The organism is Chitinivibrionales bacterium (assembly GCA_014728215.1).
Lineage (GTDB): Bacteria > Fibrobacterota > Chitinivibrionia > Chitinivibrionales > WJKA01 > WJKA01.
In genome coordinates this window covers 1-26,095 of sequence record WJLZ01000037.1, presented here as the reverse complement: position 1 = coordinate 26,095, position 26,095 = coordinate 1, and the positions used below count along the sequence as shown (strand labels likewise).

Here is a 26,095-nt window from a genome sequence, read left to right as displayed (position 1 = left end):
CGAAAAGGCGATCAAGACCGGTGCGAAAAAGCTGTACATCGAAGATCTCCGGGAAGAATTTATTACCGATTATATCTACCCCACGCTCAAGGCCGGGGCTGTCTATGAAGGCTCCTATCTTTTAGGGACAAGTTTCGCCCGCCCGCTGATCGCCAAACGCCAGGTGGAAATCGCGCACAAGGAAGGCGCTACGATGGTGGCGCACGGCGCGACCGGCAAGGGCAACGATCAGGTCCGGTTCGAGCTGACTTATATGGCCCTGGATCCCTCGCTGAAAATAATCGCGCCGTGGAAAGATCCCAAATGGGGCCTTCATTCCCGTGAAGAGTGTATCGATTATGCCGAAAAGCACAATATACCGATCAGTCAATCTAAAAAGAAGATCTATTCCGAGGACCGCAATATCTGGCATATCAGTCATGAGGGCGGGGTTCTGGAGGATCCTTCGGTGGAGCCACCCGATAATGTGTATACTATTTCAAACACGATCGAAAAGGCGCCCGATAAGCTGGAGCATGTCGAGCTCCGTTTTGAAAAGGGAACACCTGTTGAAGTAAACGGCAAACAGCTTCCTCCGATCGAGCTGCTTACCGAACTCAACCGGGTGGGTGGAATTCATGCGGTCGGGCATGTTGACATGGTGGAGAACCGGCTGGTAGGGATCAAATCACGCGGAGTGTACGAAACCCCCGGCGGCACGATCCTGTATGCCGCGCACCGGGAACTGGAGCGGCTCGTACTCGACCGTGCCACGCTCCACTACAAAGAGCTTGTCGCCTGCAAATATGCCGAGCTGGTTTATAACGGCGAATGGTTTACCACGCTCCGGAAAGCGCTGGATGCATTTATCGATATCACCCAGCAGAATGTAAGCGGCACGGTGAAGCTCAAACTGTATAAAGGTAATATTGTCCCGGCAGGCACAAAGGCCGACAAGTCGCTGTATCTGACCGACCTGGCGTCCTTTACCGATACCGATTTCTACGATCAGAAAGATGCAAAGGGATTTATCAAAATTTTCGGTTTGCCCATGAAAGTCCAGGGCATTGTCGACCGGAAATAAATTAGAAATATGGGAGTTTGTACCGACATGAAATACCGCACACTGGGAAAAACCGGATTGAAAGTTTCCGTTGTCGGCCTGGGCGCCTGGCAGTTCGGGGGAGAGTGGGGAAAGCAGTTCTCCACGAAAGATGCTGATGCAATTATCAAAGTTGCAGGCGATAATGGAATCAACCTGATCGATACCGCCGAGTGCTATGGCGACCACCTGTCCGAAGAGCTTGTTGGTCATGCAGTCGAAGGTAACCGGGAAAAGTGGATTATCGCCACAAAATTCGGCCATAAATTCCATTCCCATATGAACCGGACCCGTCACTGGTCCCCCGATGAAATCGAGCAGCAGCTTCATGAATCACTGAAAGCGCTTCATACCGATTACATTGATATATACCAGTTTCATTCCGCGCTCAATGAAGAGTTCGAGCAGCCAGCGCTCTGGGAACGGTTGTGGAAATTTGTCGAATCCGGCAAAGTACGGCATATCGGCATGTCCATCAATCCGGCAAATGAGTATCAGGCTCAGTCTTCGCCCAAAGCCCGTGCAGAAATGCTCCAGATTCTCTATAATCGTCTCGACCGGATCGCCGAAGAAAAAACGTTTCCCTGGGCGCAAAAATTCAATCTCGGTGTACTGGCACGGGTTCCACTGGCAAGCGGATACCTGTCGGGCAAGTACAAGCCGGGTGATACGTTTGCATCCAACGATGTGCGAAGCGGTCACGATATAAAAGCGGTCGAAGATAAACTTCGCCTGGTGCAGCAAATTAAAAACGAAGAAGTTCCACAGGGAGTCGATATGGCCTCCTGGGCACTTGCCTGGTGTTTGAAACATCCGGCGGTAACAACTGTCATTCCCGGCTGTAAAAGCCCGGAGCAGGTGCGTTCCAATGCCGCGGCGGCTGCGTTTGCGACCGACGATCATCCTCAAGCAATCAACGAATAGAACGCCGATACTTCGACACGCACTTCGATAAGCTCAGTGTGTTACTCAGTGCGGCGCGCAAGTTCAATACAAGCAACGCTGATCGTGCTGATTATCGCCGATCTGAATAGTGATGTAGGGTGCATTTTATTGCATGCCTGTATTTATATTTTATTTATAGACACGAAAATACTCACAGAGGAATTGCATGAATAGAATCAGCGCTGTTATTGTCGCTGCCGGTGAAGGGAAACGGTTGGGTCACGATTTGCCCAAAGCGTTTGTTCCGCTTGGCGGCATGCCGCTCTTTGCCCATTCGCTTCGGGCGTTCGATTCGTTTGCCGGTATTGAAGAGCTTCTTCTGGTGGTGGCTCCCGAGATGACCGGGGTGACACTGGAAGCTTTGGGTTCGCTGGGCCTGACAAAAGAGGTGACGATCGTTGCCGGCGGCGAGCAGCGGTGGCAGTCCGCCGAAAATGGTGTCAGGGCGTGCAACCCCGATTCCGACTGGATACTGATCCACGATGCAGCCAGGCCCTTTGTAACAAAGGAGGTTGTTGCTTCCCTGCTTGAAAAACGGAGTGATTTCAGATGCGCCGTCACCGCCACCCCCGAAACCGACACGGTCCGCAAAGTTGACGGTGACCGGTGTCTGGAAACGGTCGACCGCTCATCACTCATACGGGTCGGCACACCGCAGCTCTTTCATCAACCGACTTTGCTCCGGGCATTCAATCAGGCCAAAAATCTCGACTCCTACCCTACCGATGAAGCCATGCTGATGGAGCATATCGGCGTCCCGGTGGGATATGCTCCGGGAGATCCGCTTAACTTTAAAATCACCACCGGAAGGGACCTTGTTCTTGCCGAAGCACTCCTCGCCCAAAATAAATAGATGCTCCTGGGCCGGCGATGATCCGGTCTATATCGATTATCATGATAATGAGTGGGGAATTCCTGTTCACGATGATAAAAAGCTCTTTGAAATGCTGATTCTCGAAGGCTTTCAGGCCGGACTGAGCTGGATAACAATCCTGAAACGCCGCGAAAACTTCCGCACAGCATTCGATAACTGGGACTGGAACAAAATCGCCCGGTACGATACAAAAGATTTCGACCGCCTGATGAACGACGCCGGCATTATCCGCAACCGGCTCAAGATAAAATCCGCAATCAACAACGCTCAACGATTTATCGAAGTACGCAAAGAATTCGGGACCTTCGACCGGTACATGTGGCAATTCACCAATTACACAACAAGCAGGCCCCCAAAGCCCTGGAAATCCTGGGAAGAAATTCCGGCGCGCACAAAGGAATCGGATGCCATGAGCAAGGATCTGAAAAAAAGAGGCTTTACCTTTGTCGGCTCGATAATCTGTTATGCCCACATGCAGGCGGTCGGTATGGTCGATGACCATATAGAAAGCTGCTTTAAATGCAAAAAGTGGTCATCCCGATCGTCATAATCCATTTCCGAGGCCCGGGGAATCCCGTTACCGGTCTTCGGGATTTGTCTCCCTTCCCTGCCGGAATAAACCGGGCCGGTGGGGGTAAATTAGCCCTCACATGCTGTTCCTGTAATCGCCCTTGGCGGCAATACTATTCCTCTAACGATCACGTATCGACATACCGGGACCTGTTCTCCTTCGGGAATTTGAAATATTATCATTCCTAACTTATAATTAATTCATGAGCATACGAAATTATCCACTTATAGTTTTGATTTTGCTTGTTACGGTTGGTGTGCCCCAGTCGAAGCAGGAGAAGCGTCCGTTCAGTGTTCCGGCCCTCCAGGGGCTTCTGGATCGCAAAGAATATGACCGGTTCGATTATTTTATCGGCAATTATCTTCAACAGCACCCCGATACAGCGGTTCTTTTTCTGCTTAAAAGCGAGCGTTTTTTTTCCGAAGCCCTCGAACGTCCTTCCCGAAAAGTGGTAACCGAAGTAACGGTCGATCCCACAGGCGGCATACCCCGGAAATATGCATCATACATTGAACCGGCCCGAACACTAATTAACAAACGCTATGTGCGATACTATGATGATTCCCTTCTCCAAAAAGCGTTCATTGCCGTCGACAAGGCTCTTTCCCTCATTCCCGACAGTAACGAAATCCACGAAAAAAAATGCCGAATGGCCGCCCGTGCCAAACGGCCGGACATCCTTGCAGGCTGTGTAGCGGAGTACATAAACCGGTTTGGCTGCGACGCCGGTATCACCGAACTTGTTTATGATTTTCTGGGAAGTTCGGAAACCGAATCATTCGATACCTCGCAGGTAATACTGCTTCAAAAGGTCATGAATCCCTGTCCCGCGGCGCCGGAAGTTGAAAAAGAGAACCTTCAGGGAGAAATCGCCGCCTGGTATTTATCCAGAGGCAAAATAGACAGCGCTTACAGCATAATTTGTGCGGCTGTAAACACCGACTCATCGGACACTTCACTGTTGAGCGCGGCCTATAAAATCGCATGTGTTAAAAGCGATTTTGGCCGGGCCGGTGAATTTGCACTCAAGCGCCACGCTCAAACCGGCCGTCTCTTTGACCTGGAGCTGGCGGCCCTGGCGACAATGGCATGTGACACGATACAGGCACGGCAAATGTTCGATCGTATAAAAAAAAGCGAAGAATTCAACAAAAACACCTCTCTGTGCAGCCACTATTACTCTTCGGAAAAGAAGAGCGTCACACCCCGTTTTTTCTCTGGCGAATTCATCTATCTCAATTTTCCGGTACTCGAGTTCCACTATAAGAAATCCGGTGATATAATTAACCATCATTTCAACAAAGCCGGACTATTTTACGCGCTCTCGCTTTACGATAGTGCCGGGTATTATAATCTCAATCTGATGCGACGGATCAAGACAGGGCACGCACTCAGTTTCAACACTCTTTACAACCTGGCTGCAGAGCATTATGCATCCGGACGATACAGGCTCTCGCACCAGCGCTTTCTGGAACTCTACCGGTATTACCATGAAAAACGTGATGCATCGGTGCATTATGCACTTGCAGTGACCTCTGAAGCGATTGGTGATTCCGGCAATGCGCGATATCATTATAAATATGTGATCCGTCATGCACGGCACGACAATAAAGAAGACCGATTGGTCAGAAAGAACGCTCAATACCGGCTTGCCGCAATGAAAAGTAAAAGCACCTTGTCCGAAAACACCGGCCCAACCGAATAGCACTTCATTTTCTTCGCGGCATTATTGCAGTGACAACCCGAATTTGCGGGCAAGATGACGCTGCAGGGCAACCGCATTTTCATCTGTTATCTTTTTGTCAAAATAAATGATTTCGGCAATATCACCCTCCCATTCATATTCCGCCGAATGTTTTAGTGAAGAACCTACGACAAAATATCCTGAGGGAATATCATCACTTACGCTAAGCTCCCGGTCGCCCCTCTCTCCATTCAGCCATACATCGACGGCGATTCCGGTCCAGTCTGCACCCGATGAACGAAACACAAAAATATGCCATTCATTTTCAGCGACCGGCAGATTGGACGCATAATTTCCTGGTGGAATGGGATCATTATCATAATCCTTGAATATGCCCGCATGCCCGTGGGAAATACCGAAACCGAATTTCGGTGAGGTTCCCGGACCGATAAGGGCATGGTTCCCCGTGGATGAGACAACACCCGGCCTCGCAACAATAGCAATCGTAAAGGATTCGTGTACCCATTCATCTAAAAAGTCTACATTGGAATTAATAAACCTGTTGTCGCCGTCAAATTGCAATGCCGGAAGTTCATTGACAACGTTTTCTACATAAAGCGGCGCCTGCTGATCCGCAACCAGCCTTACAAAGCGGGTGTGCCGGTCGCCCCAGACATGGGCGCGTTGGGTTTGCGGTCCTACAAGTTCGACATTATATGCCGCGTCATACCACATCGCAAGCCCTTCAATTTGAGTCGGCTCCAGTACAAGAGGATAGAGCACCGGTATCAGCATGGTATCCCGTGTCCCGGTAGCATCGAGGGCAATAACGCGGATGGTATCGGTTGTTACATTCCGAAACGGCTTTATTGTATAAAAGACCGTCTTATCCGACACCGTGTCGATAACGATTACCTGACTCTTTGTCTCGATTGTGACCTGATGATGCTCGGTAAGCGGATGATCGCTGTCGGATATTTCAATCCGCAGCGTTACCGCCGTATCGACGTCCCTCAAATCGAGCGCCCCCTCACCGGTCGTATCGATCCCGTCGGGCACCATAACATCAAGCGTACAGGGATCCTCGTTTGCAGGCGCCACCTGGATATCACGATAGAGCGCATCGCTGTCGCCATAGGCGTCGGTTACCGTAACCATTAGATGACGAATTCCTATGTCGGCCTTCCGGGGCGCCCACCGTAGCGCAACCGGATCCCTACCGTCAACAATCGTATCGAGTACTGTTTCTCCGGTGGTTGTCAATTGCGCCTTATAGCCGAAAGGTCCTTTTCCTGTTCCGGTAAGCAGGGTGAGTGTTTGTGAAAACTCATCACCCACTTCGATAAGTGCGGGGAAATCGAGCGACGATGTTGCAAACTGTACCAGTACCGTTGTATCTCTGATTACATCGAAATTCCAGTTAATAGCGGTATCCTGATAATGATCGGTATAGGTGAGGGTAACAGTGTAGCTGCCGGTATCGCTACTGTCCGGATCCCAGGACAACGACCAGTTATTGGGGCCGTCATCTTTTTCCACTTTCATTCCTTGCGGTGACTCTAAAAGCTCAACCGTTACTTCATCCTCATCCGATATATCGAGCGACATTTCGAATGAAGAACCCGCAAGGAGTCTCGAAGGCCAGGTCTTGCCGGAGGCTGTCCGGGGCTTATGGTTCTGACGAAGAAAAAAAGAAAAAGCGCTTTTCATACCAGCGTTATCGGTAACCTCGATTGCAACCAGCATCGAATCACTATGTGGAACCGGCCCCAAAGTAGTACGCCGGTGAAATCCGTCATTATCTGCCGTAAGTGCGTTATTATTAACGGTTGCCGATTCGATACCGGATTCATCCCAGGCAATAAAACTCAGTAAAGCCGTTGTGTCAACGATATAATTTACCCGGTTTTCAACCACCCGAATACCATTTACGGTAACTTCGGTAAGTTTTGGATCATCAGTGTCCGGGGCGGTGGGATCATAGATCACCTGAACCGTTTCCCGGGTAAGCGTGTTGCCGAGTGAATCAAGCGCAACGATCGCAATCGTGTTGAAACCTGCATCCAGAACAACCGAAAGGGCCAGATCGCCTCTGGTATTTTCGATAGGTACCGAATGAGTATCCGAGGGTTCGGACTCATTTACAGATGCATAAACGCCCACATTCGGATAAATATACTCTCGGACATTTCCCTGAATAAGGTATGTTCGATAGGAGACGGTGGCGGTATCTTCCTTAATGCCGGAGATCATAATCTGAGTTGACCGTGTACTCTGAATCGTCGGATCGTACCGAACATAAAATGTTTCGGTCGTGGAATTTCCATCCAGGTCGGTAGCCGCTACCGTTACAGTTTGCGGCTCGTTCTGACTCCGACTCATATCATTAAAGCGTGCATAATAATAGTTCTCGGCAGACTGCTTTGCCGCCGAACCGTCAATGTGCACCTGGTGTATACCGCCCGGGTCGCGCACCAGCGCCTCAAAATCAAACGGGTTATCACCGGTAAACACCGTGTCTCCCTGTATTGTCCCGCTTGCCGCAAAGATACGCGGCCCGGCATTGTCGGTAATGGTGACGGCAAAAGATTTTGAAGGCGACCTTTTTGAATTACCGGCAGAGTCAAGGGATACCCAAAGTTTTCCGGGCATATTTTTCCCTGTAAAGGAAAAGTTTTCATTGAATGTCGGGTACCGGGAATGACGCTGTGCACGGATTTCGTTTCCATAGACCCAGTGATACCAGACACTGTCCTCCACTTGCTCTGTGTGCAGAGACATCTCGGCCCCCAGAGCGGTATCGATCGATTCCTGGTTGAGAGGTGAATAAACATAGACCGGTATGGTAAGTGAAGTATGATCATCGTTCTTGCGATAGGTTTCTATGATAATTTCCTTTGCACCGGTATCGACAAACGAGAACAGGAGCTGGATGGCTTGAGAACGTATCTCCGTGATCGTAGTGTCGGTGAAATACCGGTTGTCGTCGGCCTCCACGACAACCGAATCGATCTGTTCGCTGACTGCGGCGGCGAGGGTACAGAGCCGGGTGGAAAATATTTTTGCACTGTCGTTGGTAAAGACCGTTCCCATAACCTTCATTCGTGCATTGGTTGCATCCTCAAAGGGATTGTAATCATCGGTGCACAAAGCCAGCAGTCCAATCAGAATTACTGCGACAGATAATGGTGTTTTCATATAGGGTACCTCTTTGAGAATTCAGAAGGAAAAAGACCAGACAAAACCGGTTGCACCGACAAGCCCGATCACATATCCGGCGCTGGCAAGCAAGACGTCCTCATTGCGCCTGTTTCGGCGACCTGTCCATTCCTCGGATGAATAGCTATTTAAAACAGAAAATTCTTTCCGGCTTATTTCATCCAGGTCCCCTTGTGAGCTTTGGGCCTCAAAGGTCTGAAATATACCCAAAGTACAACCACCCAAAAAAGCCGTTAGCCCGGCGTAACGTAAAAAGTTCCGTTTCGGTGCAAGAGGATCTTTGAGCAGATCGACGGGAACACCGTCTTTCACCGCGTCCTTGGTCGACAATACGTAACTGTACGGTTTATCGCTCACCCTGTGCTCGGCGCCTTCAACAACAAGATTACTTTTTCCATTGTATTTGTAAATCACCGGATCGAGACGAATAAATTTTGTCTCCGAAACGATCCCGTAAACAGAATAATAGATTTTGCAATAACCCACGCGAGTCCCATATCCCGCCGTATGGATATATATCCCGTTCCAATCGTAAGGATTGGCAAATTCTGTGCTCGATGGATTATACTCCTGATCGAGATGGGAGGTAAACACGATGGGACGGGCTTTTGATCCCTCGGCAATAAGCCTTCCCTGCACATGGAGCCCCGCAAAGGGACGAAACAAAAAAATTGTCCCCGGCTCGATAGTAACCGTTCTATCGGAAGGAACTTCAATATCACCTGCAACAATGTAGGGCCCCTCTTGGGCCTTTACAACCTTTGGCAGAGGACCGATAAGCGTATCGAACTGCACGGTTCCGCCGCCGGAGGTTCCATTTCTTTCTGCCCGGGCGATATTTACCTTGAGCATGCCCCCGGAAACAAACAGGAACAGCAACAATCCGCCAATAAAAGGCCGTCCTTTGTGTATTGTCATCATCTTACCCTTGACGGGACCTGAATTTTGCACCGATACGCTTCCTCTCCGATTCGGCCTTTTGATAATATTTATGCTGCGGTTCGCTCCGTAGAAGACTCATGACCTGATGCCATTCACCTATTGCGGCTTTCCAGTTTTCTTCGGAGGGGTTTTTGTCGAACAGATACGTCGAGCACAAGGCCCGGTAGTAGCTCACTTCTTGTTTTAATTTATTATAATCCATTAGAAGACGGGGTGATTTCAAGCTTTTTTCAAGCAGCGTTTTGGTTTTCACGATATTTTTTCGCTCATAGGAAAGGCGGGCCGCGGCCAGATAAAATTCTGCATCATTAAGTTCCGTCTTATCGATAAATTCTGCAAGACGTACCCTGTCTCCCGTTTTATTCAAGGCACGAAGCATGTAGAGAAGGGCCTGTTGGGAGGCCTGTACACCGGGCGAAAGATGATCGTATATTGTAACAGCGCTCGAATAATTGCCGTTTTTCAGCTCCAAGGCCATAATATCTATGAGTTCGGTATCAGCGTAACGGATTTGAAGTTTTTCGATAGGACTCATTGTCTTTTTGGGTGGAGCCCGTTCCGGTTCGGCTTTCCGTGACGCCGGTTCTGTCTTCGAAGAAACCTTTTTGGGGGAAGTTTCAGCCTGATGTACTTTTCTCCGACCGGTAACGTTCTTCTGCTCAGGTTGTTCAGCAATAACCTCCGGCGGTGGAGCGGACTTGACCGGTTCCTGAATAACCGGTGGTTGCTTTGGGTCGAGAACAGCAGTCTGCTCTTTCCATTCACTCAGATAGTACCGTACGAGTTTGAAAAAAGAAAACCCCGCAAGAATGATACAGAGGCATGCCACGGTAATACGTATGGGAAGCATGTTGCGGGTCGGAATTACCGTTTTGCCCTCCTCCGGACTATTCAGATATCGTTGCACAACTTCTTCGGGAAAAGCAGAGGTAACACTCCGGTGAATCTTGTCCAGTTCTGCAAGAAATACACCGGCATCAGCGATACGCTTTGAACGTTCGTAGAGCATGGATTTATGAATCAGCTTTGCGAGACGGGGGGGAACCGAAAGGGCATACTCCTTTAAAGGGACAAACTTGTTTGCACTTTTGTCTACCACGAGTTTATGCACATTTTTTTCCGGAAAAGCCTGCTTGCCGGTCAATGCCTCGTACAGTGTTGTGCCCAGCGAATAAATATCAGTCCGTATATCCAGCTCTTCGCCGTTAAGCTGCTCGGGAGAGAGATATTGAAGCGTTCCGATTACCGAACCGTCAAAGGTATGAAACGAAGCTTCGGTTGGCCGGGCAATGCCGAAATCCATGAGTTTGACAACCCCATCCTTGCAGACCATGATATTTCCCGGTTTGAGATCACGATGAACAATGCCGTGATAGGTTTTGCCGTAGATCACATACTCCTGATTATGTGCATATTTGAGTGCACGACCGACCATGATCCCTATTGCGGTACAGACCGGTACCGGCAGCGCACCACGCTGACAAATAAGAGCGTCCAGACTGACCCCGTCAAGCTTCTCCATCTCGATATAGGGCAGATCGTCCCATTTACCTACAGCATAAATTTCGGTGATATTCGGATGGTGCAGCTTTGCAGTTATCTTGATCTCGGTCTGGAAACGCTCCAGAGAATCCTTGCTGCAATTCGGATTGATCAGCTTGACTGCATGATGCACCTCGAGCTGCGAATTCCATATCTCATAAACATTGGCCATCCCGCCTTTACCAAGAAGGGACGTTACTATTCCCGAGCCCAGGGGAATCTGTTCCGCGCCGTCGGGCATACCCCCACTACGACGCATCCCCGAAGGAATTACGTCTTTCCGGATTTGTATTTTACTGTCATTGTGATCCATAAAATGTAACTGAAGGTTTTGTTGTGGAGCCTATTACTCTATTATATACAATGTTATAGGATTTTTGCACTGATTTCGTTAAAAAGTTGATGGTTTCCCCCCTTTTTTCTACCCCACAGCTCGATCTCAAAAATAGTAACGCCGTGTAACTTAATAAGAGAGGCAATTCTGAGCGGTATGAGTGGGTATGATTTCCCTGCTGCTCCAGTGGAGGGCATACCGGAAGACATCCGGGTTGAAGAGCTGTATATATGACCTACAGACGTGCGCTAAAAGAGGTCATTTCAACGAGAGGCCGAATTAAACCTCGGGCATCACTTTCCGTTATATGCATGAATTCAGGGAGAATACAGGAATGTACAGGAGTAGTCAAACTCTGCAGAAAACATCTTTATTGCCTAAACCTGCGCTTTTTGTGCAATGAAATTATATTATAATAAACACAAAAACCGGCTCCGGCGCGAGCCCTGTCCCTATACCCCTGTAGTAACCGTGCGAACCGTTTTTGTTAACCATAACGGAAGCTGAAAAATGGATAAAGAAAAGCTTAAAGCAATGGCCGCCAACCCGCACTATATCGAGGGAATTTATAATTATTGCGACCGATGGTGCGAACGTTGCCCTTTTACTACACGGTGTCTCAATCATGCACTTTCCGAAGAAGAATTCAACAATCCCGAGAGCCGCGATATCCGCAATGAGGCCTTCTGGAAACGCCTCGAATCGATTTTTGATCTTACCAGAGAAATGATTTCGGATTGGGCTGAAGAGGAAGGCGTCGATTTTGATTCCCTTCAACTTGACGCCGCGAAAGAAGAGACCGACCGCCACATGGATGAAGCAACCAATCATTCACTGGCACGAAACGCCCGCCGGTATGCAACCGTTGTAGACGAATGGTTTAAAAGCAACGAATCCTCATTGGAAATGAAAGAAAATCAGATCAATCTTCTCTCTCTTTTTGGAGCGGACAGTGATGAAAAACGGGACGAGATTATCAGTCTCAGTGATGCACTGGAAGTTCTGCGCTGGTATCAATTCCAGATATATGTCAAAATCGTCCGGGCACTGTCCCGGGATCCGGAGTTTGAAGATGAATTGAGCGACTATCCAAAAGATTCCGACGGTTCCGCAAAGGTGGCGCTGTTGGGGATCGATCATTCAATCGCCGCATGGGGTACCCTGAGAAAGTGCTTCCCCAGCCAGGGTGATGATATCCTTGATATACTTCTTCATCTCGATCGCCTGCGGCGGTCTATCGAAACGGAATTTCCCGATGCCCGCAGCTTTGTCAGACCCGGCTTTGATGACGGCAAAAGCGAGGAACTCTCACAGGCAAAAGCGGCAGGATAACGCTACCCTGCCGCAATCAGATTTTGAACAGATAATTATTAATTACCGAACAGAAAGCCTGTCAATCGTTTCCTTATCGGCGTTCTCCCTCAGTGCATCACCAAAGGACCGGTCTAAAGGTATCATTTCCCCTTGCTGCTGATCGACGCCCATAATAATATAGGGGTGAACATGCGCATCATACCCGATGATCGTTTCATTGGCAAATTCAAACTGTTTTCTGCCGCTCATCGTGCTTACTAGACCCTTTTCGACCCATCCAACCCTCTTTTCCGGATCGATTACCTTTAAATGGTTTCTCCCTTCCTCAACAATTAGCAGACGATCATCTTTGCCAATGGAAAACAGAGAGCGCTCGAAGGGTTTGCGAATTTCATGGGCAAAAACGCCGATATCATTTTCTTTCGGAACTGCATACTTTTCCATTTCAAGAGAATAAATCTCTGCTGAGAGTACCGCTAGTACCATAAATAGTGCTACTCGCATAGGAGCCTTCCTTTCTTTTTAATTACATTTACAATTGCCGAATCGATCCCGGGAATGTTATGGTAAAGGCCTTTTTCCTAATTTTGATTTTCTATTCCGGCATTGTGCTCCGGTTTTCCCCTGTCTGGTTTCTTTCCTATCGCACCATGAAGTGTCGGATTCATATTGCTGTCCAGAGCATCCAGATATTCTTTTAACAAGTTCTCACGAGCTTTGAGCGTCAAACTGCTTTCGATCATGGATATTACTATGGAATCGGCATTTATAAGGGCACTGGACCCCTGAAGCAACGATTGTGACAGCTCTTTTTTTGTTTCATGAATTATATCCACGCTTCCTTCAAGCACATTAACCTTTGCAAATTCTTTCTCAACGGTTACCGAAAAAATTGTGCCGGTTACCTTCACCTGAGCAAAGGGCGTAATGACAACGAAATTATCATATTTATTCGGTTCGACATTGAAAAGCGCTGTCCCCTGAGAAATTCTGATAATAGAAACCGTATCGGAATTATCATCAACTTCCAATTTGGATCTTTCTTCCACCAACGTGCCTGTTTTTCTGGAAAGCTGGACAACACTTTTTTTATTGTGCGGCGCCTTTATTTCACCACGAACCACTTTTTTGCTGGGAAATATCTCAACTTCATCAAACTGATAGACAGTCCTTTCTTTCTCGGGAGTCTGAGCAGTGCCGGGCATATTTTTCGGTTCCCTGGGTGCCGGCGATATTTCGAAATCGGATTTCGATGAAACAGGTGTTTTTTCTTTGTGCTCCCGAAACTCCAGGGAAAGATAAAATGTAATCCCAGCAGCCAGAAGAAGGCCTGCTGCAAACGCATAGCCCCGGAACCGTCGAAAGAAGAGAAAATGCGACTCCTGTTTACCCGATTTTTCGTTATGAGCGATTGCTGCGGAAACAGTATTATCTATTAGCCCGCCTAAATTGGGAATGTCGGTATTGTTTTCGGCCATCTGCGCACACAAGCGTTCACGACACCAGTCACAGGAACTCAAATGGATTTCCCACCGATCGGATCTGTTCCCTTCCAGGAATGCATTAATTTGATTATCAGTCAGACAATCCATAATCAGCCTCGATTTTTGGCAATTTTTTGCTCAAATCCGCCTTATTACTTTTTGATATATTCTTAGAAAGAGAAGTTTTGAGTTTATGTATTAATTTTGCTTTTTTCGCATAAACGCTGTCTTTGCTTATTCCCAGCACCAGGGCGATTTTATCAGGGGGAAGGGAATCTTTATAGTAAAGCTTGAAAAACAGCCGATCTTTCGGCGATAAATCACTCACGGCTTTGTCGAGCATCTCTTTTCTTTCTTTAAATTCTAAAAGATCATCGCTAAAATCGCCCCCACACATGAATTCTTCATGCAAGACCACATTTCTTCTCCACTTTTGCCTGATATAATTGATTGTCCGGTTTTTAGTTATGGTAAGCAGATAGGTACTGAACCGGGCTTTTGTATAATCGTATTTTTTCAGCGCCCGGCAACCATCTTTCAATAAATTTACAAATATTTCCTGAAACACATCATCGACATCCTCCTTAACAACCTGTGCATGACGCAGAAGAATCCAGGAAATTGTCTGATATACCGATTTGCTGAATCGCCCAACAAAAACATTCAGCATCTCCCTGTTTGTCGGCTGGGTTATACACCCGTCGATCAGCTCAGTATCGCTGAGGGAATGATAATCCATTATTTCTCCTGAAATTCCGCGTGTAATGCCTCTTAATTTATTATACAGATCAAGAAGAAAAATCTACCCGTATTTTTTAAAGGTGTGGATCAAATGAAATGGATTCCTGTTGAACTCCGGCCCCTCACGCATATCTCTCCAGCACTTCATTATGGCTGAAAGCGAGATCGAATTTCTTTGCTTCATCAAGGGTATACCATTTCGCCTCGGAGACTTCCTCGGGCTGTAGTTTCAGATCCCCCCGGGCAGGACCTTCAAAGATAAGCGCCACATTGTGGATCTCCATATCAGGATAGATTTCATCGAAATAGCCATAGAAGGAAGGGATAAATTCCAGGCCGGTCTCTTCCTTGACTTCACGGATGACGGCATTGGTAGAGGTCTCATAGTCTTCGATATGACCGCCGGGAAGACACCACTGCCCTTTAAAGGGGGGAACATTTCGTTTGGTGAGAAGGACTTTGTTGACTCCATCATTATCCTGCACGATAATTGCACCAACCGTTGCTTTGGGCATTGGAAACTCCTTTCTCACTATTTCAGTTCTTTCAGCCGCTCCTTGATTTCTTTAAGAAACCGGGATTCTTTGAATACATAGCCGTCTAAAAGAGCAAGGGATTCGAGTCCTTGCTCGTTGCGGGCGCCACTGAGGGCGGTGCTCCAGTCTCCCGCCTTTTTGGCCTTCACAAGCAGCCGCACGGCCTCGTCAAGATGATCATGAGCCGACCAGCCCCGAAGCCGGACATCACCAAGAATCTCCGACAACGCACCCTTGAGAAGATTCTTTACCCGGCTGTTCATATTAAAAACATCCATGATTTCCTGACTCTTTTTTGCATAATAGGAAACACGGACACGTTCATTCGGCGAGATGACCCCGTCGGATTTGGCGACGCCAACATACAGATGCGCTATCCCTTTACTCCGTAGATCGGCAGCAAGTTTTCTGTTCATAATTCCCTCCGGTTGTGACCGGTATCACGGTATAAAAGAATCTATAAACTAATTCTTTGGTACGGCACAATAAAACAGCAATTAATAAGACATTGATATCCCATAAAATATAACAGAGATACACAAGGAAAAACTGCAGATTAAAAACCGGTTCAGATATATACGTGCCTATACCGATGAATGCTCGGTTGGTGAATTTAAAATCGAGGTCGAAAAGTCCGATCTCGATTGCACAAATCAATAAAGAACAGTCCCTGGGTAAGACCTTTGTGCAACCAAGGATCTTGCTCAGGGAGTTTTTCCTCCCTTTTCTGCTTTTCGCTTTGTTTTTATAAGGCTGTACAGGAGTGCAATCTCCTCTTTCCACAAGGTATCATCGATTGTCTCCAGAATCATGGGGATTTCATCCAGGCGGGGATCGTTCACAATAAACCTGAAAGGCTCAAGACCCAGGGTTCCTTTCCCGATACTGTGGTGACGGTCTACTCTGCTGCCGAAATCGCTCTTCGCATCGTTTAGGTGAAGTGCTTTCAGGGAGTGGAGGCCGACAGTCGAGTCCAGTTCTTTCATGGTGTTTTCGTAAGCCTCTTTTGTTCTGATATCATATCCCGCGGCATGGCCGTGGCAGGTATCAAAGCAGATACCGATCCGGGATTTATCTTCCACCATGCTGATAATTTCCGCAAGATGCTCGAATTTATACCCTACGGTCGTTCCCTGGCCCGCGGTGTTTTCTAAAAGGATTCTCACCCCTTTGGTGGCATCCAGTGCCCTGTTGAGACACTCCGCAATACGGGCCAGGCATCCGGTTTCACCGGCCTCCCCCACATGACTTCCCGGATGAGCATTCAAACATTGTAATCCGAGCTGTTCGCACCGTTTCATCTCTGTAAGAAAGGCGGTATAGGATTTCTCCCGTTTTGCTGTGTCTTTATTCCCAAGGTTGATGAGATAGCTGTCGTGGGGGACGATGTGTTCCGGCAAATATCCCTCGGCGTCGAGTGCCTCTTTGAAAAGGTCAACAGCCTTTGGATCGAGGGGAGGTGCTTTCCACATTCTGGGATTGGCAACAAACAGTGCAAAAGCTTTGGCGCCTAGTGCTGCCGCGCTTTTTGGCGCATTGAATACACCGCCTGCTATGGGTACATGCGCGCCGATTCGAATCATAGACAACTCCTGTGTAATGTTCATATTAAAATTGATAATAGCTCGGGTGTTATGCAATTATTTTAGAACTCATCTCATAAATGGACGTGATGGCCCGAGGTCGAGCGAAAAGCCGAGTACCGCGAAGCGCGAAGCAGACATATCCTGGAGCGATATGGCGATGCAGCGCGACAAAGGCAGTCGGCTTTGCAGCCGGACGAATTCCGCAGCCATTTATGAGATGAGTTCTAATGATACATACATTACATTACGTAATAAACTCAATCTCTGACTGTCGAACGCTGAAAGTCTGCCCCGGACACCTGATCCAGTCAGGTACAAGCGTGATCCGGGGCTTGCTCGTTTCGGCAATGAACTATCGATATGGCAAAGTCACATCGTCCCGAACGACTCATAATCCGGCCGCCTTCGGAGTGGCGCAGCATGCTCATTCGTGTTACCCGGGGATGTAAATGGAACCGGTGCAAATTCTGCGGTCAGTACCCGGCCTTCGGTGAGCCTGAGTTTTCAATCCGTGATGTCGAGGATGTCAAAGATGATATCGACTGGTTTGCCCATCACATGCCCTCTCTAACCACGGCTTTCCTCGGTGATGCCGATCCACTGTGCCGTCCCCTGGAAGAGAGCCTCGATATCCTTGCATATCTCAAAAGCAAGTTTCCTCATCTCGGAAGGGTAACAGCATACGCCCGTGCTCAGACCATGTGGGAAATCGGCGAAAAAGGTATCAAACAGCTTGCCCGGTCAGGCTTGGACCGCGTCCACATAGGGCTGGAGTCGGGCGACTTGCACACCCTTAAATTCCAGTTCAAGGGACAGACCCCGAAAATCGTCATTCAGGCCGGACAAATGATCAAAAATGCCCAAATCGAGCTGTCGCTGTATGTACTTCTGGGTATTGCCGGCAAATACCGCTGGGAAGAGCATTGCGATGAAACCGCCGGGGTGCTCAACGCAATCAATCCCAATTTTATCCGTATGCGAAGGCTCTGGGTGTTTGAAGGCGGCCGGGGGGCTATGCTGCTCGAAAATCCTTTGTGCCATGAGGTCAAAAAGGGGACATTCATCCCTCAAACGCCCGAAGGCACCGTCCTTGAGCTTCGACGGATACTTGAACAGTTACACGGTATCACCAGTGAACTGTTATGTGACCATGCCAACAATTATGTTACCGTTCAGGGCACACTTCCCGGAGATAAAGAGCGTATGCTTGCCGAAATTGATGAATTTCTGGCACTCCCCGAAGACGAACGAAATGCTCATTATGAAAGGGTGGGATCTACAATATAAATACTTATTCATACACGACTAGCTGTGCTGATTAGTATTACGGATATAGTGGTGGGGAACGCTTTCCCCCGGCCTCAACTCCCGGCGTTGCCGGGATTTTCGGCCCCCCCTTCACTGGCGGGCCGGGCAAGTGGGTATCATTAGGAAAGCGGAAAAGGGGTTATATCACGTAAATCACCCCTATTTATGCAAATCCCTGCGCTCTTTTTGTTTATGCACCGGATAAGACGAAGAAGGGAGCATAAACCGAATTAATTGCGTCAGTATCCGCTGCTCTTCATCCTGAAATTCCAGCCGGAAATCTTCAACAAATGTGATAAAAATCACAGACGTCCCCCTTTCCCGAATCGTATATTTGATAAGTATTGGAGTATTGGAGTATTGGAGTATTGGAGTAATGGGTAAAGAGCAGGAGAACAGCAAATTTGTGCCGGTTAATGGCCATTCCTATAACATTTCGATACACTCCGTGTATCGCTCCACCACTCCATCACTCCAACACCTCACTCTTCCCGAGGAGTTTTAATGGGACAACCTGCGGCCCGGATTGGCGATTCGACAGTACATGGCGGTGCGGTTATGGCGGGACTTCCGACGGTCCTGATCGGCGGCATGCCCGCCGCGCGCATGGGCGATATGCATGTGTGTCCCATGGTCACTCCCGCACCTGCTCCGGTGCCTCATGTGGGCGGCCCGATCATGAAAGGTAGCACCGGGGTCCTGATCGGCGGCATGCCTGCCGCACGCATGGGTGACATGGCTGTCTGCACCGGCCCTCCCGATTCGATTATCATGGGCTGCATGACCGTTCTTATTGGCGAGACCATGGCCGGCGGCGGAGGAGGAGGCGGCGCCGGCGCGGGATCGGGCATGGGAAACGCGGCCAAAGGAGCGCTCATGTCGGCGTCCATTGCTGGCAATACCCAGGTATCGGAACCCGAAAATCACACCCTCGATGTCTCCTTTGTCGACAAAGCCGGACTTCCGGTCGGCGGGTTGGCGTATACGATGAAATGGCCCGACGGCACAACCAGCGGCGGGGTGCTGGGTGGGAAAATCAAACGAACCGGCATCCCAGAAGGCAGCTATGAAATAACCCTGCGCACTATTACCGCCGCACAGTGGTCAAAAGAAGAAGCCGACGTCGGCGACGCCGTCAAACTCATGGTTGAAACAGTCGGGTTTGAAAAAGGCGAAAAGGTCCGCTTCGATATCTATATCAAAGATGCAAATTATACCGATCACCTGCTCGAATCGATCGAGTCGGAAATCAACGGCAATAAAGCCGAAGTCTCCTGGAAACTTGTGGTCGATGAAAAATATCTGAAACTCTGCGGCGAAAAGAAACGATACTCACAACCCTTTTTCTTTTTCCGCGTGACCGCGGCCGAGCTTTCGGAGATGTCATCGATGCTTTTGTATAAAGATACGATAAAAGTAAAAGTTGTCAACGATGAAGGTAAGCCTGTTAAAAATAAAAAGTATAAAGTCCATCTTCCCAGCGGTGAAGTCAGGGAAGGGACACTTGACTCTTCGGGCAATGCAAATATTTCCGGCAATGTCAGCCCGGGACAGGCAAAAGTGATAGTGTCATCCTGAAGGGTATTATAAGATTGTGAGAAAATACGACAAATAAACCGGTTGCCGTACCCGACCATAAGGGAGGGGATTCGCATGCCCGGTTGTCGCCTGTTCTCACGGTCCGGTAGTATAAAAGCTCATCGCGAGCATATCTGTTCACCTGTGTATCAAAGGACAGCCTGTGGCGGGCAATTCAACGCAAAGTACGATCCCCGCGGGTGGAAGCGGCGAAGCGACTGTTTCAACCGGCAATGAGAACGAACTGATTCTGCAGCGTACCCGATTGCTGGTGCTGGAAATGGAAGATGTGCTGTTTCACCTTGACAGTGCGGTCATGATGCCCGAGGCCCCCGGCGGAAGCAGCTCCTCCGACGGCAGCGAAGACGATCACCAGGACCCATCGGACCAGCAGACACAGCAGATGCAGGAACAGGCAACCGGCCTTCGTGCACTGGCCCTTGTCTTTTGTCAATTCGAACTCGATCCCCGGAAACGCCTCCTGCTGCTTGGCCACACGGATACATCCGGCGGTGCACAGATGAATTTCGGACTCTCGGAACAGCGGGCCCTGAGCGTCCTTCACCTCCTCACCGGCAACCGTCAGGAATGGGCAGACAACAGCGCATCGCGGCATAAAGTTGAAGATTATCAGCAAATCCTGAAATACCTTGCCCTTACAAAAGGGTGGGATTGCGATCCGGATAAAATCGATGATATCTGGGGAGATAAAACCGAACGGGCAAGCCGCAATTTCTTTACCCGGGCCGATCCTGCAAATGCCGAGTCCCTGATTTCGACGGTTCGTGCAAACATTCAGAAAAAATGGCCAGCCGATGCCTGGGCGCTTGTGTACGATCAATACGAACAGGTGCTTGCCGAAACACTCGGGGTTGCAGTCAATGCAATGAGCACTCCCCGGGGAAGAGTCCGGTATGCGTATCCCGACAAGCAGTATCTTGCCTGCGGCGAATCTTTTCCTGTTGATGATGCTCAGCGAAACAACTATCGCTCCCAGAGAAACCGCCGGGTGGAAATCCTGTTTCTTGATGAGGATGAGGTGCCTGCAGAGATCAATTGCCCGCAGATCACCTCCCGTGCCCATACCGCTGATGAGTGCCCGCTGAGGGACATTGACCGGTTTGCCTGGTCTTATCTGGACCCCAACGATGTTTTCGCTGTTGCGTATCATTTCAAGTTCCGGTATTTCGACAGAATAAAAAAGCAGCTCACCGATGTTCCCGATGGTTTACGGATAAGAGCATACAAACGGGATGGGACCGAAGTGCCGACACGACAGACTTTCGATGACGGCCTCTATGCGGTTGTCGCCCAGTTCCCCTCCAACGAAGAAGCGCAGGCAAACCGGTCGACACTCCATTTCAGGTTCGAGACCAGCGGTGCGTGGATTTACACGGCTAACGCGGATGAATCGACACTGCCGGTGATTGTCCGCGAACTTCCCCGGGACCGCTATGACGCGCTCGGTGAAAACGAACGGAGCGGCCATGTCTGTTTTGACGGCATGAGCATGCTTGACAAGCTCAAGTATTACGACCTTCCGGCCCTCTGGGACAGTCGCAACTGGCGCTGCGCCGTGGGCAACAATGTCAACGATTTCGAGCATCACATGACTACCGCAACAACGCCGTCACAGCCGATCAGATTCATGCTCGATGATATCGTTCTTCTGGACACCAGCGGAAACCAGGCGGTTATGGACCGCAACAGTGAGGTCACTTCGACACACCTTAATGGACAGCCGCATCCCTTGAGCAACCGGTCCCGGGTCAGGATTTTATTTGCAGATCCCGAAGATACGAAACTGAAAATCTATTCGACTAATCCATCGGGCACAGCGCAACAGCGTCATGATGGATCGATTATCAGATTTCAAACCAATGCCGCGGGTGCATACCGCAACTACATAAAAGATCCTCCCGGCGGCGCCCGGGCCATTGTTTTTTGCGGGCAGTTTTATGATGTCACCTTCAAGCGGACTGTTGCGAATGCGCATTACAATGTGGTAAACGGCCATGTACTCGGCGCTCGTGCCGCGGTACTCAACGATTCCGATGTTCACCATATGGAAGCGTTTCAGCATGACTCCAACAATCCCCCCGCTCACTGTTCCACAATAGGACATTTCGATGTACACTATCTTCACGGGGGAGGATTTGACGATTCGAGATGGTACTCCTATCTGATTATCTACTGGTCGACCTTTGTGGCCAAAGACACGCAACCGACAGTCGGCGGAACCGGCGACAATCGTCCTGCAACCGACACCGAAGTCAACGAATGCAAAAGCATCGGCATGGAAAATTCCATGGAGCACTGGAATAAAAAGGATTACCGGTGTGACGATCACAGCGGTTCGAGCAATCATTCGGTCAGGCCGTTATTCATGTTCGAGGCCTTTGAAGAGTTTTCCTATACGCCGCCATCACCGGTCAATTTCAGATCCAATTTCAATGACATATTGACTTCCGGCCATTTCCAGACCGCACGCCGGAATTCACGGGGCGGGGTTCCTAAAACGATCACGTTTGTCGTGGAAGAAAAAAAGGGAAGCTGGATGCGCTCGTGGCGCTCCTCTGCGGCATCGTTCAGTGTCATGTCGCTGCGCATAAAAACCAGGAAAAACGACCCCACGCGCTTTTCCGGGTTCCCTTTTACCGAATTCGGCGATCCCGGGCAGTATGGATGTCTTGTCATGGCCCATGAGATCGGCCACGCAACAGGGCAGGTCGATGATTATTGCCAGGATATTACCGAACCGAAAACTTTCGGGTATCTCCCCACACTGGGACAGTTCGGCTTTACTGCCACCGGTGATTTTATTGCAAACGACAACAACAATTTCGGATCCCGGGTCCAGGGGAGTGAGGCGTATGAGATAAGGCATGATGCCAAAACCATGATGACCAAAAACGGTCCTGTTCGTATGCGGCAAATCTGGCGTTTTGTTCACTGGCTCAACAATCTTGGACGGAGCGGTCAGCCGCTTCATGCCTTTACCAACGGTGTGCAGTTCGAAATCAATTATCCCCGTGCATCCATGCGCTTTTACCGTTCTTTGTCTGAAAAAGTCGATCCCTGGCATTTTGCCCTGTCGGGCACGATCGATGTCGCCCCGGATAAAACAATGAACGTTTATCTGTTCAAAAGGACCGATGAAACCCGTCGAGGGAGACGGTCATCGGGTACCAACGTGGATTATAAAGCCATTTTGTGTCTGCGGCTGCTCCTGTCAATCACTTATGTCAATACCGGGCTGTTCAGCACATGGAGCGACAGAAATAAAAAGGACTGGAATAACGCATTGAACAGCCTGTTCAATGCAAATTCGCTTCGGGGGAAATATCTGCTCAGCGGCGGAGGTGGCGATCTCGATCCCACTATAATCCGGATTATCCCGGGTTTTTACCTGCCCACCGGCAGCACGGTCCCGTCACAAAACAGCTACAATTATCACCTCCGGGTGAGACGGAGAAGCGATGATGCAATCAGTCAATCGGGAACTACTCTCACTCTTGGCGACAGGATCAGTGCGCGGGAGTTGCTCAATTTTTTCTTTAACAAATCCGCTGCAGACACGAGCTTTGCGACAACCGATTTTAATTTTGTAAAAAACTGGTTCAGCCTGCCTACCATAGGCAATGGCGCTTTTAATATCGAACAGGTATGATATGGTGGAGAAGTACAGAAGAAATATCAAAAAAGGCGTGCTCAAAAAAGCACATCCGATTATTTTCCTTGTGTTCACACTTCTCTGCCTTCCACCCGAACAGCAGGCATCACAAAAAACGAGGTTACCTATGTCACCCTATCCCATGATGTTTTCCAATTTCAAGCGCAACGGCTTTCAGGCGCAAACCAGCAGTGCAAAAGGTGAACAGCGTTGGTTTACTCCAACCACCGATACGATGCATCGCAACCAGCCGTCTGTAATCCTGGTATGCGACAACGGCATTGCCGCCTGCTATTCAGAACGAATCCAGTACATGGGTTCAAACGGCGCCATACAGTGGCAGCAGGAAATATATCCCTCGATGAACCCCCTGTATTTCGACAAGCAGCTTTTTTATCTTACCAGCTATGCCGGCCTGGCAAGTATCGATGAGCAGCAGAAAACGGTTCTCGCAGATTTCTTTTTTGCCAACGGAAGTCCCCGGGGATCCTGCGAACTTCTGGTACCCCAGGGTAAAAACCGGTTCTTTATTCAGGTTTTTTCTTTAGGTGAAGAAGCCGACCCCGACCGGCCTGCAGAATCAAACGAGACAAGCATTATCCTGATGGGCCCGGAAGCTTATGATGATTACTCGTACCGTCATGAATATGACGGCAGGTTGCTCAAAGGCCTGGTGTGCTCGGATAATAAGCATGTCATTCTCCTCGACAATGCCGGTACGATACGAAAAATCGAAATTGAGAGTGGAAAAGAAACAGCCGGGATAACGATCGAGGGAGTAGAATTCCTTCAGGCTGGCCTGGACAACGATGACAATATCGTCGTTTCTCTTTTTGACAGCAAGCGTAAACGGAAACTCTGTTGTTTTACTCCCGTTGAAGAAAAGGAGAAGAAGCCGCTCTGGGAACTGGACCTCCCCCCCGACTCAGAACGTCCCTTTCGCCAGCCGCCGGCAATCGGCCCCGACAACAGGGTGTATTACTGTATCGGCAACAAGCTCTGGGCAGTGGATAAGGGAGAGCTTCTGTGGAATGCCCCCGTGTTTCCCTCGGACTATTTCCAGTATATAACCGTTCTCGGCGATACAACCGTGTTTGTCGCAGCGGCAAACGCATTGCGCAGGCTCGACAGCAGGGGAAAAGAAATGTTTACGGCCTTTCTTGCGCCCGGAGAAAATATCACAACCCCGGCAGTGGTCGATTCCAACGGCCTGATATATTTCGGGACTGCAGCGGGTATCTATTGTTATGAATAACTGAATCAGCAGGGATAACTATGGCACAGACAAACAACCAGTTCGCCCTCTCCCTTCCCCTGGATGGAAAGAGACAACGGTGTACACATTCGAAGGCCCCCATGACAGCGGGGTGCAGCATAATATCATTATCACGATCGACAACGAGCCGTCAAAGAAAATCGGGCTCAAAGACTACGCGCACCAGCAGATCGGCAACTCGAAACAGTATCTGCCCGGATTCGAAATGGTCCAGAAGCGGGAAATCCGCCTGCCATCAGGCCTTGACGGCTACGAGCTGGTCTACAAATACGCGCCCTCGGATGAGCTGGTGCTGTATCAGAAACAGGTGTTTGTGATCATGGAAGAAAAAGGGTATTGCTTTACGGGTACATTCTCCAAAAAAACCATGAAAACGATCGTGCACGAAGTGGACGAAATAATAAGCAGTTTTCGTCCGGGGTTGCAAGAGGAAGAATAGAACGCGGATGACGCTGATAGGGCTGATCTGCGCTGATCTGAAAATGATAGAGCTATGGAGAAGAATAGAACGCTGATAACACTGGTAGAGCTGATTTGCGCTGATCTGAAAATCGGGGGATGAGGGAAGATTAGAACAAGGTAGGTTGGGTTGATGATAGCCGATCTTCGTTGATCCGAAAAATAATATTGAGGAGAAAAATAAGAGAACAAGTTTGAAAGTGCTCTATAAATGGAGAGAATAGTATGAACATTGTGCCGGACTTTAAGCAAAAAGAGCTGACTCAAAAACTTATAAAAGCTTTCTATACAGTTTATAATACGCTTGGATATGGATTTCTCGAGAAAGTATATGAAAATGCGCTGATGGTTGAGTTGCGTAAGCAATCAATCCAGGCAACGCAGCAGCAAAACCTGAAGGTTTACTATGAGAAAGAGATTGTTGGAGATTATTATGCCGACATTCATGCAGATAATAGCGTCATTATCGAGCTGAAAACAGCAGAAACTCTGAAAGAAGATGATAAATATCAGCTCATAAATTCTCTCAGAGCTACAGAATCCGAAGTCGGACTCCTGATAAATTTTGGCAAAAAGCCTGAATTTCGGAGAGTAGTCTTTTCAAACTCAAATAAACAATTTGCGGAAATCAGCTAAATCAGCATCATCAGCGTTCTATTAACTAAACCTATAAAAAATATGAGCAAAACACATACTGTATCAACAGATTCGCCGGAAAAGATCAAGCTCGAGTCGTCTATAATCTATGCCCGCTGGTTGTCGAAGCTTGCGGTTGGGGGGAGTACCGCGATGGTCGAGGTACGGACATCGTTTGTGGGTGAAGGCGCGACGATCGAGATTAAGGGGAATACCGAAAACGGCAGAAAGTGCGGGAAACTGAAAGAAAAGATCTACGGCAACCGCTTTATGGGAGAGATCGAAATCTCCGAAAAAGTCGAGGAAGGCGAT

At 48.9% G+C, this 26,095-nt stretch carries 22 protein-coding genes; 13 read left to right on the top strand and 9 right to left on the bottom strand.

Annotated features, from left to right (window positions below; all coding sequences use genetic code 11):
* From GF401_02605 to GF401_02585, 5 genes are all read left to right on the top strand, one after another.
* The coding region (locus GF401_02605; GenBank protein MBD3343937.1) for an argininosuccinate synthase at nucleotides 1-1,063 on the top strand (1,063 nt) is incomplete at its 5' end.
* A 27-nt stretch (nucleotides 1,064-1,090) separates the two neighbouring features.
* Nucleotides 1,091-2,005 (top strand): aldo/keto reductase, encoded by a 915-nt coding sequence (locus GF401_02600; GenBank protein ID MBD3343936.1) that lies wholly within the window; start codon nucleotides 1,091-1,093, stop codon nucleotides 2,003-2,005.
* A 187-nt stretch (nucleotides 2,006-2,192) separates the two neighbouring features.
* Nucleotides 2,193-2,879: a 2-C-methyl-D-erythritol 4-phosphate cytidylyltransferase gene (ispD, locus tag GF401_02595; protein ID MBD3343935.1), complete on the top strand. Its 687-nt coding sequence runs from the start codon at nucleotides 2,193-2,195 to the stop codon at nucleotides 2,877-2,879.
* The gene (gene tag, locus GF401_02590; protein ID MBD3343934.1) at nucleotides 2,794-3,450 is read left to right on the top strand and encodes a DNA-3-methyladenine glycosylase I; all 657 of its coding nucleotides are present in this window, start codon (nucleotides 2,794-2,796) and stop codon (nucleotides 3,448-3,450) included. The genes ispD and tag overlap by 86 nt, the downstream gene beginning before the upstream one ends.
* Nucleotides 3,451-3,673: 223 nt before the next feature.
* On the top strand, nucleotides 3,674-5,176 hold the full coding sequence (locus GF401_02585) for a hypothetical protein (GenBank protein ID MBD3343933.1): 1,503 nt from the start codon (nucleotides 3,674-3,676) through the stop codon (nucleotides 5,174-5,176).
* 21 nt (nucleotides 5,177-5,197) lie between these two features.
* Here GF401_02585 and GF401_02580 read toward each other — a convergent pair whose 3' ends face one another.
* From GF401_02580 to GF401_02570, 3 genes are read right to left on the bottom strand one after another with little or no spacing between them, the layout of a single operon-like run.
* Nucleotides 5,198-8,353: a hypothetical protein gene (locus GF401_02580; protein ID MBD3343932.1), complete on the bottom strand. Its 3,156-nt coding sequence runs from the start codon at nucleotides 8,351-8,353 to the stop codon at nucleotides 5,198-5,200.
* Between the two features lie 21 nt (nucleotides 8,354-8,374).
* On the bottom strand, nucleotides 8,375-9,292 hold the full coding sequence (locus tag GF401_02575) for a hypothetical protein (protein ID MBD3343931.1): 918 nt from the start codon (nucleotides 9,290-9,292) through the stop codon (nucleotides 8,375-8,377).
* 4 nt (nucleotides 9,293-9,296) lie between these two features.
* Nucleotides 9,297-11,171 carry a protein kinase gene (locus GF401_02570; protein ID MBD3343930.1) on the bottom strand — a complete coding sequence of 625 codons (1,875 nt, stop codon included), beginning with the start codon at nucleotides 11,169-11,171 and terminating at the stop codon, nucleotides 9,297-9,299.
* A 531-nt stretch (nucleotides 11,172-11,702) separates the two neighbouring features.
* Between GF401_02570 and GF401_02565 the strand changes: the two genes are divergently transcribed.
* Nucleotides 11,703-12,524, top strand: coding sequence for a hypothetical protein (locus tag GF401_02565; protein MBD3343929.1), 822 nt, complete (start codon nucleotides 11,703-11,705; stop codon nucleotides 12,522-12,524).
* A 42-nt stretch (nucleotides 12,525-12,566) separates the two neighbouring features.
* Here GF401_02565 and GF401_02560 read toward each other — a convergent pair whose 3' ends face one another.
* From GF401_02560 to GF401_02535, 6 genes are all read right to left on the bottom strand, one after another.
* A complete protein-coding gene (locus GF401_02560; GenBank protein ID MBD3343928.1) occupies nucleotides 12,567-13,010 on the bottom strand; it encodes a hypothetical protein in 444 nt (147 codons plus the stop codon).
* 77 nt (nucleotides 13,011-13,087) lie between these two features.
* The gene (locus GF401_02555) at nucleotides 13,088-14,098 is read right to left on the bottom strand and encodes a hypothetical protein (protein ID MBD3343927.1); all 1,011 of its coding nucleotides are present in this window, start codon (nucleotides 14,096-14,098) and stop codon (nucleotides 13,088-13,090) included.
* A complete protein-coding gene (locus GF401_02550) occupies nucleotides 14,082-14,729 on the bottom strand; it encodes a sigma-70 family RNA polymerase sigma factor (protein ID MBD3343926.1) in 648 nt (215 codons plus the stop codon). Before GF401_02550 ends, GF401_02555 begins: the two co-directional genes overlap by 17 nt.
* Nucleotides 14,730-14,853: 124 nt before the next feature.
* Nucleotides 14,854-15,246, bottom strand: coding sequence for an NUDIX domain-containing protein (locus tag GF401_02545; GenBank protein ID MBD3343925.1), 393 nt, complete (start codon nucleotides 15,244-15,246; stop codon nucleotides 14,854-14,856).
* 17 nt (nucleotides 15,247-15,263) lie between these two features.
* Nucleotides 15,264-15,683: a hypothetical protein gene (locus tag GF401_02540; GenBank protein MBD3343924.1), complete on the bottom strand. Its 420-nt coding sequence runs from the start codon at nucleotides 15,681-15,683 to the stop codon at nucleotides 15,264-15,266.
* 288 nt (nucleotides 15,684-15,971) lie between these two features.
* The gene (locus tag GF401_02535) at nucleotides 15,972-16,874 is read right to left on the bottom strand and encodes a deoxyribonuclease IV (protein MBD3343923.1); all 903 of its coding nucleotides are present in this window, start codon (nucleotides 16,872-16,874) and stop codon (nucleotides 15,972-15,974) included.
* 339 nt (nucleotides 16,875-17,213) lie between these two features.
* Between GF401_02535 and GF401_02530 the strand changes: the two genes are divergently transcribed.
* The 7 genes from GF401_02530 to GF401_02500 all read left to right on the top strand — a co-directional run.
* A complete protein-coding gene (locus tag GF401_02530) occupies nucleotides 17,214-18,140 on the top strand; it encodes a radical SAM protein (protein MBD3343922.1) in 927 nt (308 codons plus the stop codon).
* 525 nt (nucleotides 18,141-18,665) lie between these two features.
* Nucleotides 18,666-19,739 (top strand): hypothetical protein, encoded by a 1,074-nt coding sequence (locus GF401_02525; protein ID MBD3343921.1) that lies wholly within the window; start codon nucleotides 18,666-18,668, stop codon nucleotides 19,737-19,739.
* Between the two features lie 163 nt (nucleotides 19,740-19,902).
* The gene (locus GF401_02520) at nucleotides 19,903-23,409 is read left to right on the top strand and encodes a hypothetical protein (GenBank protein ID MBD3343920.1); all 3,507 of its coding nucleotides are present in this window, start codon (nucleotides 19,903-19,905) and stop codon (nucleotides 23,407-23,409) included.
* Between the two features lies 1 nt (nucleotide 23,410).
* Entirely contained in the window at nucleotides 23,411-24,667 is a 1,257-nt protein-coding gene (locus GF401_02515) for a hypothetical protein (protein MBD3343919.1), read from the top strand.
* Nucleotides 24,668-24,671: 4 nt separating this feature from the next.
* Nucleotides 24,672-25,127: a DUF1795 domain-containing protein gene (locus GF401_02510; protein ID MBD3343918.1), complete on the top strand. Its 456-nt coding sequence runs from the start codon at nucleotides 24,672-24,674 to the stop codon at nucleotides 25,125-25,127.
* A gap of 245 nt (nucleotides 25,128-25,372) precedes the next feature.
* Nucleotides 25,373-25,783 (top strand): GxxExxY protein, encoded by a 411-nt coding sequence (locus tag GF401_02505; protein MBD3343917.1) that lies wholly within the window; start codon nucleotides 25,373-25,375, stop codon nucleotides 25,781-25,783.
* A gap of 42 nt (nucleotides 25,784-25,825) precedes the next feature.
* Nucleotides 25,826-26,095 (top strand): hypothetical protein (locus GF401_02500; protein ID MBD3343916.1); only part of this gene is annotated, 270 nt, incomplete at its 3' end.

Bases quoted from the DNA above. Each gene is read 5' to 3' on its own strand.
- tag (MBD3343934.1), top strand. From the start codon at position 2,794: ATGCTCCGGGAGATCCGCTTAACTTTAAAATCACCACCGGAAGGGACC.
- GF401_02525 (MBD3343921.1), top strand. From the start codon at position 18,666: ATGGGACAACCTGCGGCCCGGATTGGCGATTCGACAGTACATGGCGGT.
- GF401_02515 (MBD3343919.1), top strand. From the start codon at position 23,411: ATGGTGGAGAAGTACAGAAGAAATATCAAAAAAGGCGTGCTCAAAAAA.
- GF401_02550 (MBD3343926.1), bottom strand. From the start codon at position 14,729: ATGGATTATCATTCCCTCAGCGATACTGAGCTGATCGACGGGTGTATA.
- GF401_02530 (MBD3343922.1), top strand. From the start codon at position 17,214: ATGGCAAAGTCACATCGTCCCGAACGACTCATAATCCGGCCGCCTTCG.
- GF401_02540 (MBD3343924.1), bottom strand. From the start codon at position 15,683: ATGAACAGAAAACTTGCTGCCGATCTACGGAGTAAAGGGATAGCGCAT.
- GF401_02585 (MBD3343933.1), top strand. From the start codon at position 3,674: ATGAGCATACGAAATTATCCACTTATAGTTTTGATTTTGCTTGTTACG.
- GF401_02570 (MBD3343930.1), bottom strand. From the start codon at position 11,171: ATGGATCACAATGACAGTAAAATACAAATCCGGAAAGACGTAATTCCT.
- GF401_02505 (MBD3343917.1), top strand. From the start codon at position 25,373: ATGAACATTGTGCCGGACTTTAAGCAAAAAGAGCTGACTCAAAAACTT.
- GF401_02545 (MBD3343925.1), bottom strand. From the start codon at position 15,246: ATGCCCAAAGCAACGGTTGGTGCAATTATCGTGCAGGATAATGATGGA.
- GF401_02560 (MBD3343928.1), bottom strand. From the start codon at position 13,010: ATGCGAGTAGCACTATTTATGGTACTAGCGGTACTCTCAGCAGAGATT.
- ispD (MBD3343935.1), top strand. From the start codon at position 2,193: ATGAATAGAATCAGCGCTGTTATTGTCGCTGCCGGTGAAGGGAAACGG.
- GF401_02555 (MBD3343927.1), bottom strand. From the start codon at position 14,098: ATGGATTGTCTGACTGATAATCAAATTAATGCATTCCTGGAAGGGAAC.
- GF401_02600 (MBD3343936.1), top strand. From the start codon at position 1,091: ATGAAATACCGCACACTGGGAAAAACCGGATTGAAAGTTTCCGTTGTC.
- GF401_02535 (MBD3343923.1), bottom strand. From the start codon at position 16,874: ATGAACATTACACAGGAGTTGTCTATGATTCGAATCGGCGCGCATGTA.
- GF401_02565 (MBD3343929.1), top strand. From the start codon at position 11,703: ATGGATAAAGAAAAGCTTAAAGCAATGGCCGCCAACCCGCACTATATC.
- GF401_02580 (MBD3343932.1), bottom strand. From the start codon at position 8,353: ATGAAAACACCATTATCTGTCGCAGTAATTCTGATTGGACTGCTGGCT.
- GF401_02575 (MBD3343931.1), bottom strand. From the start codon at position 9,292: ATGACAATACACAAAGGACGGCCTTTTATTGGCGGATTGTTGCTGTTC.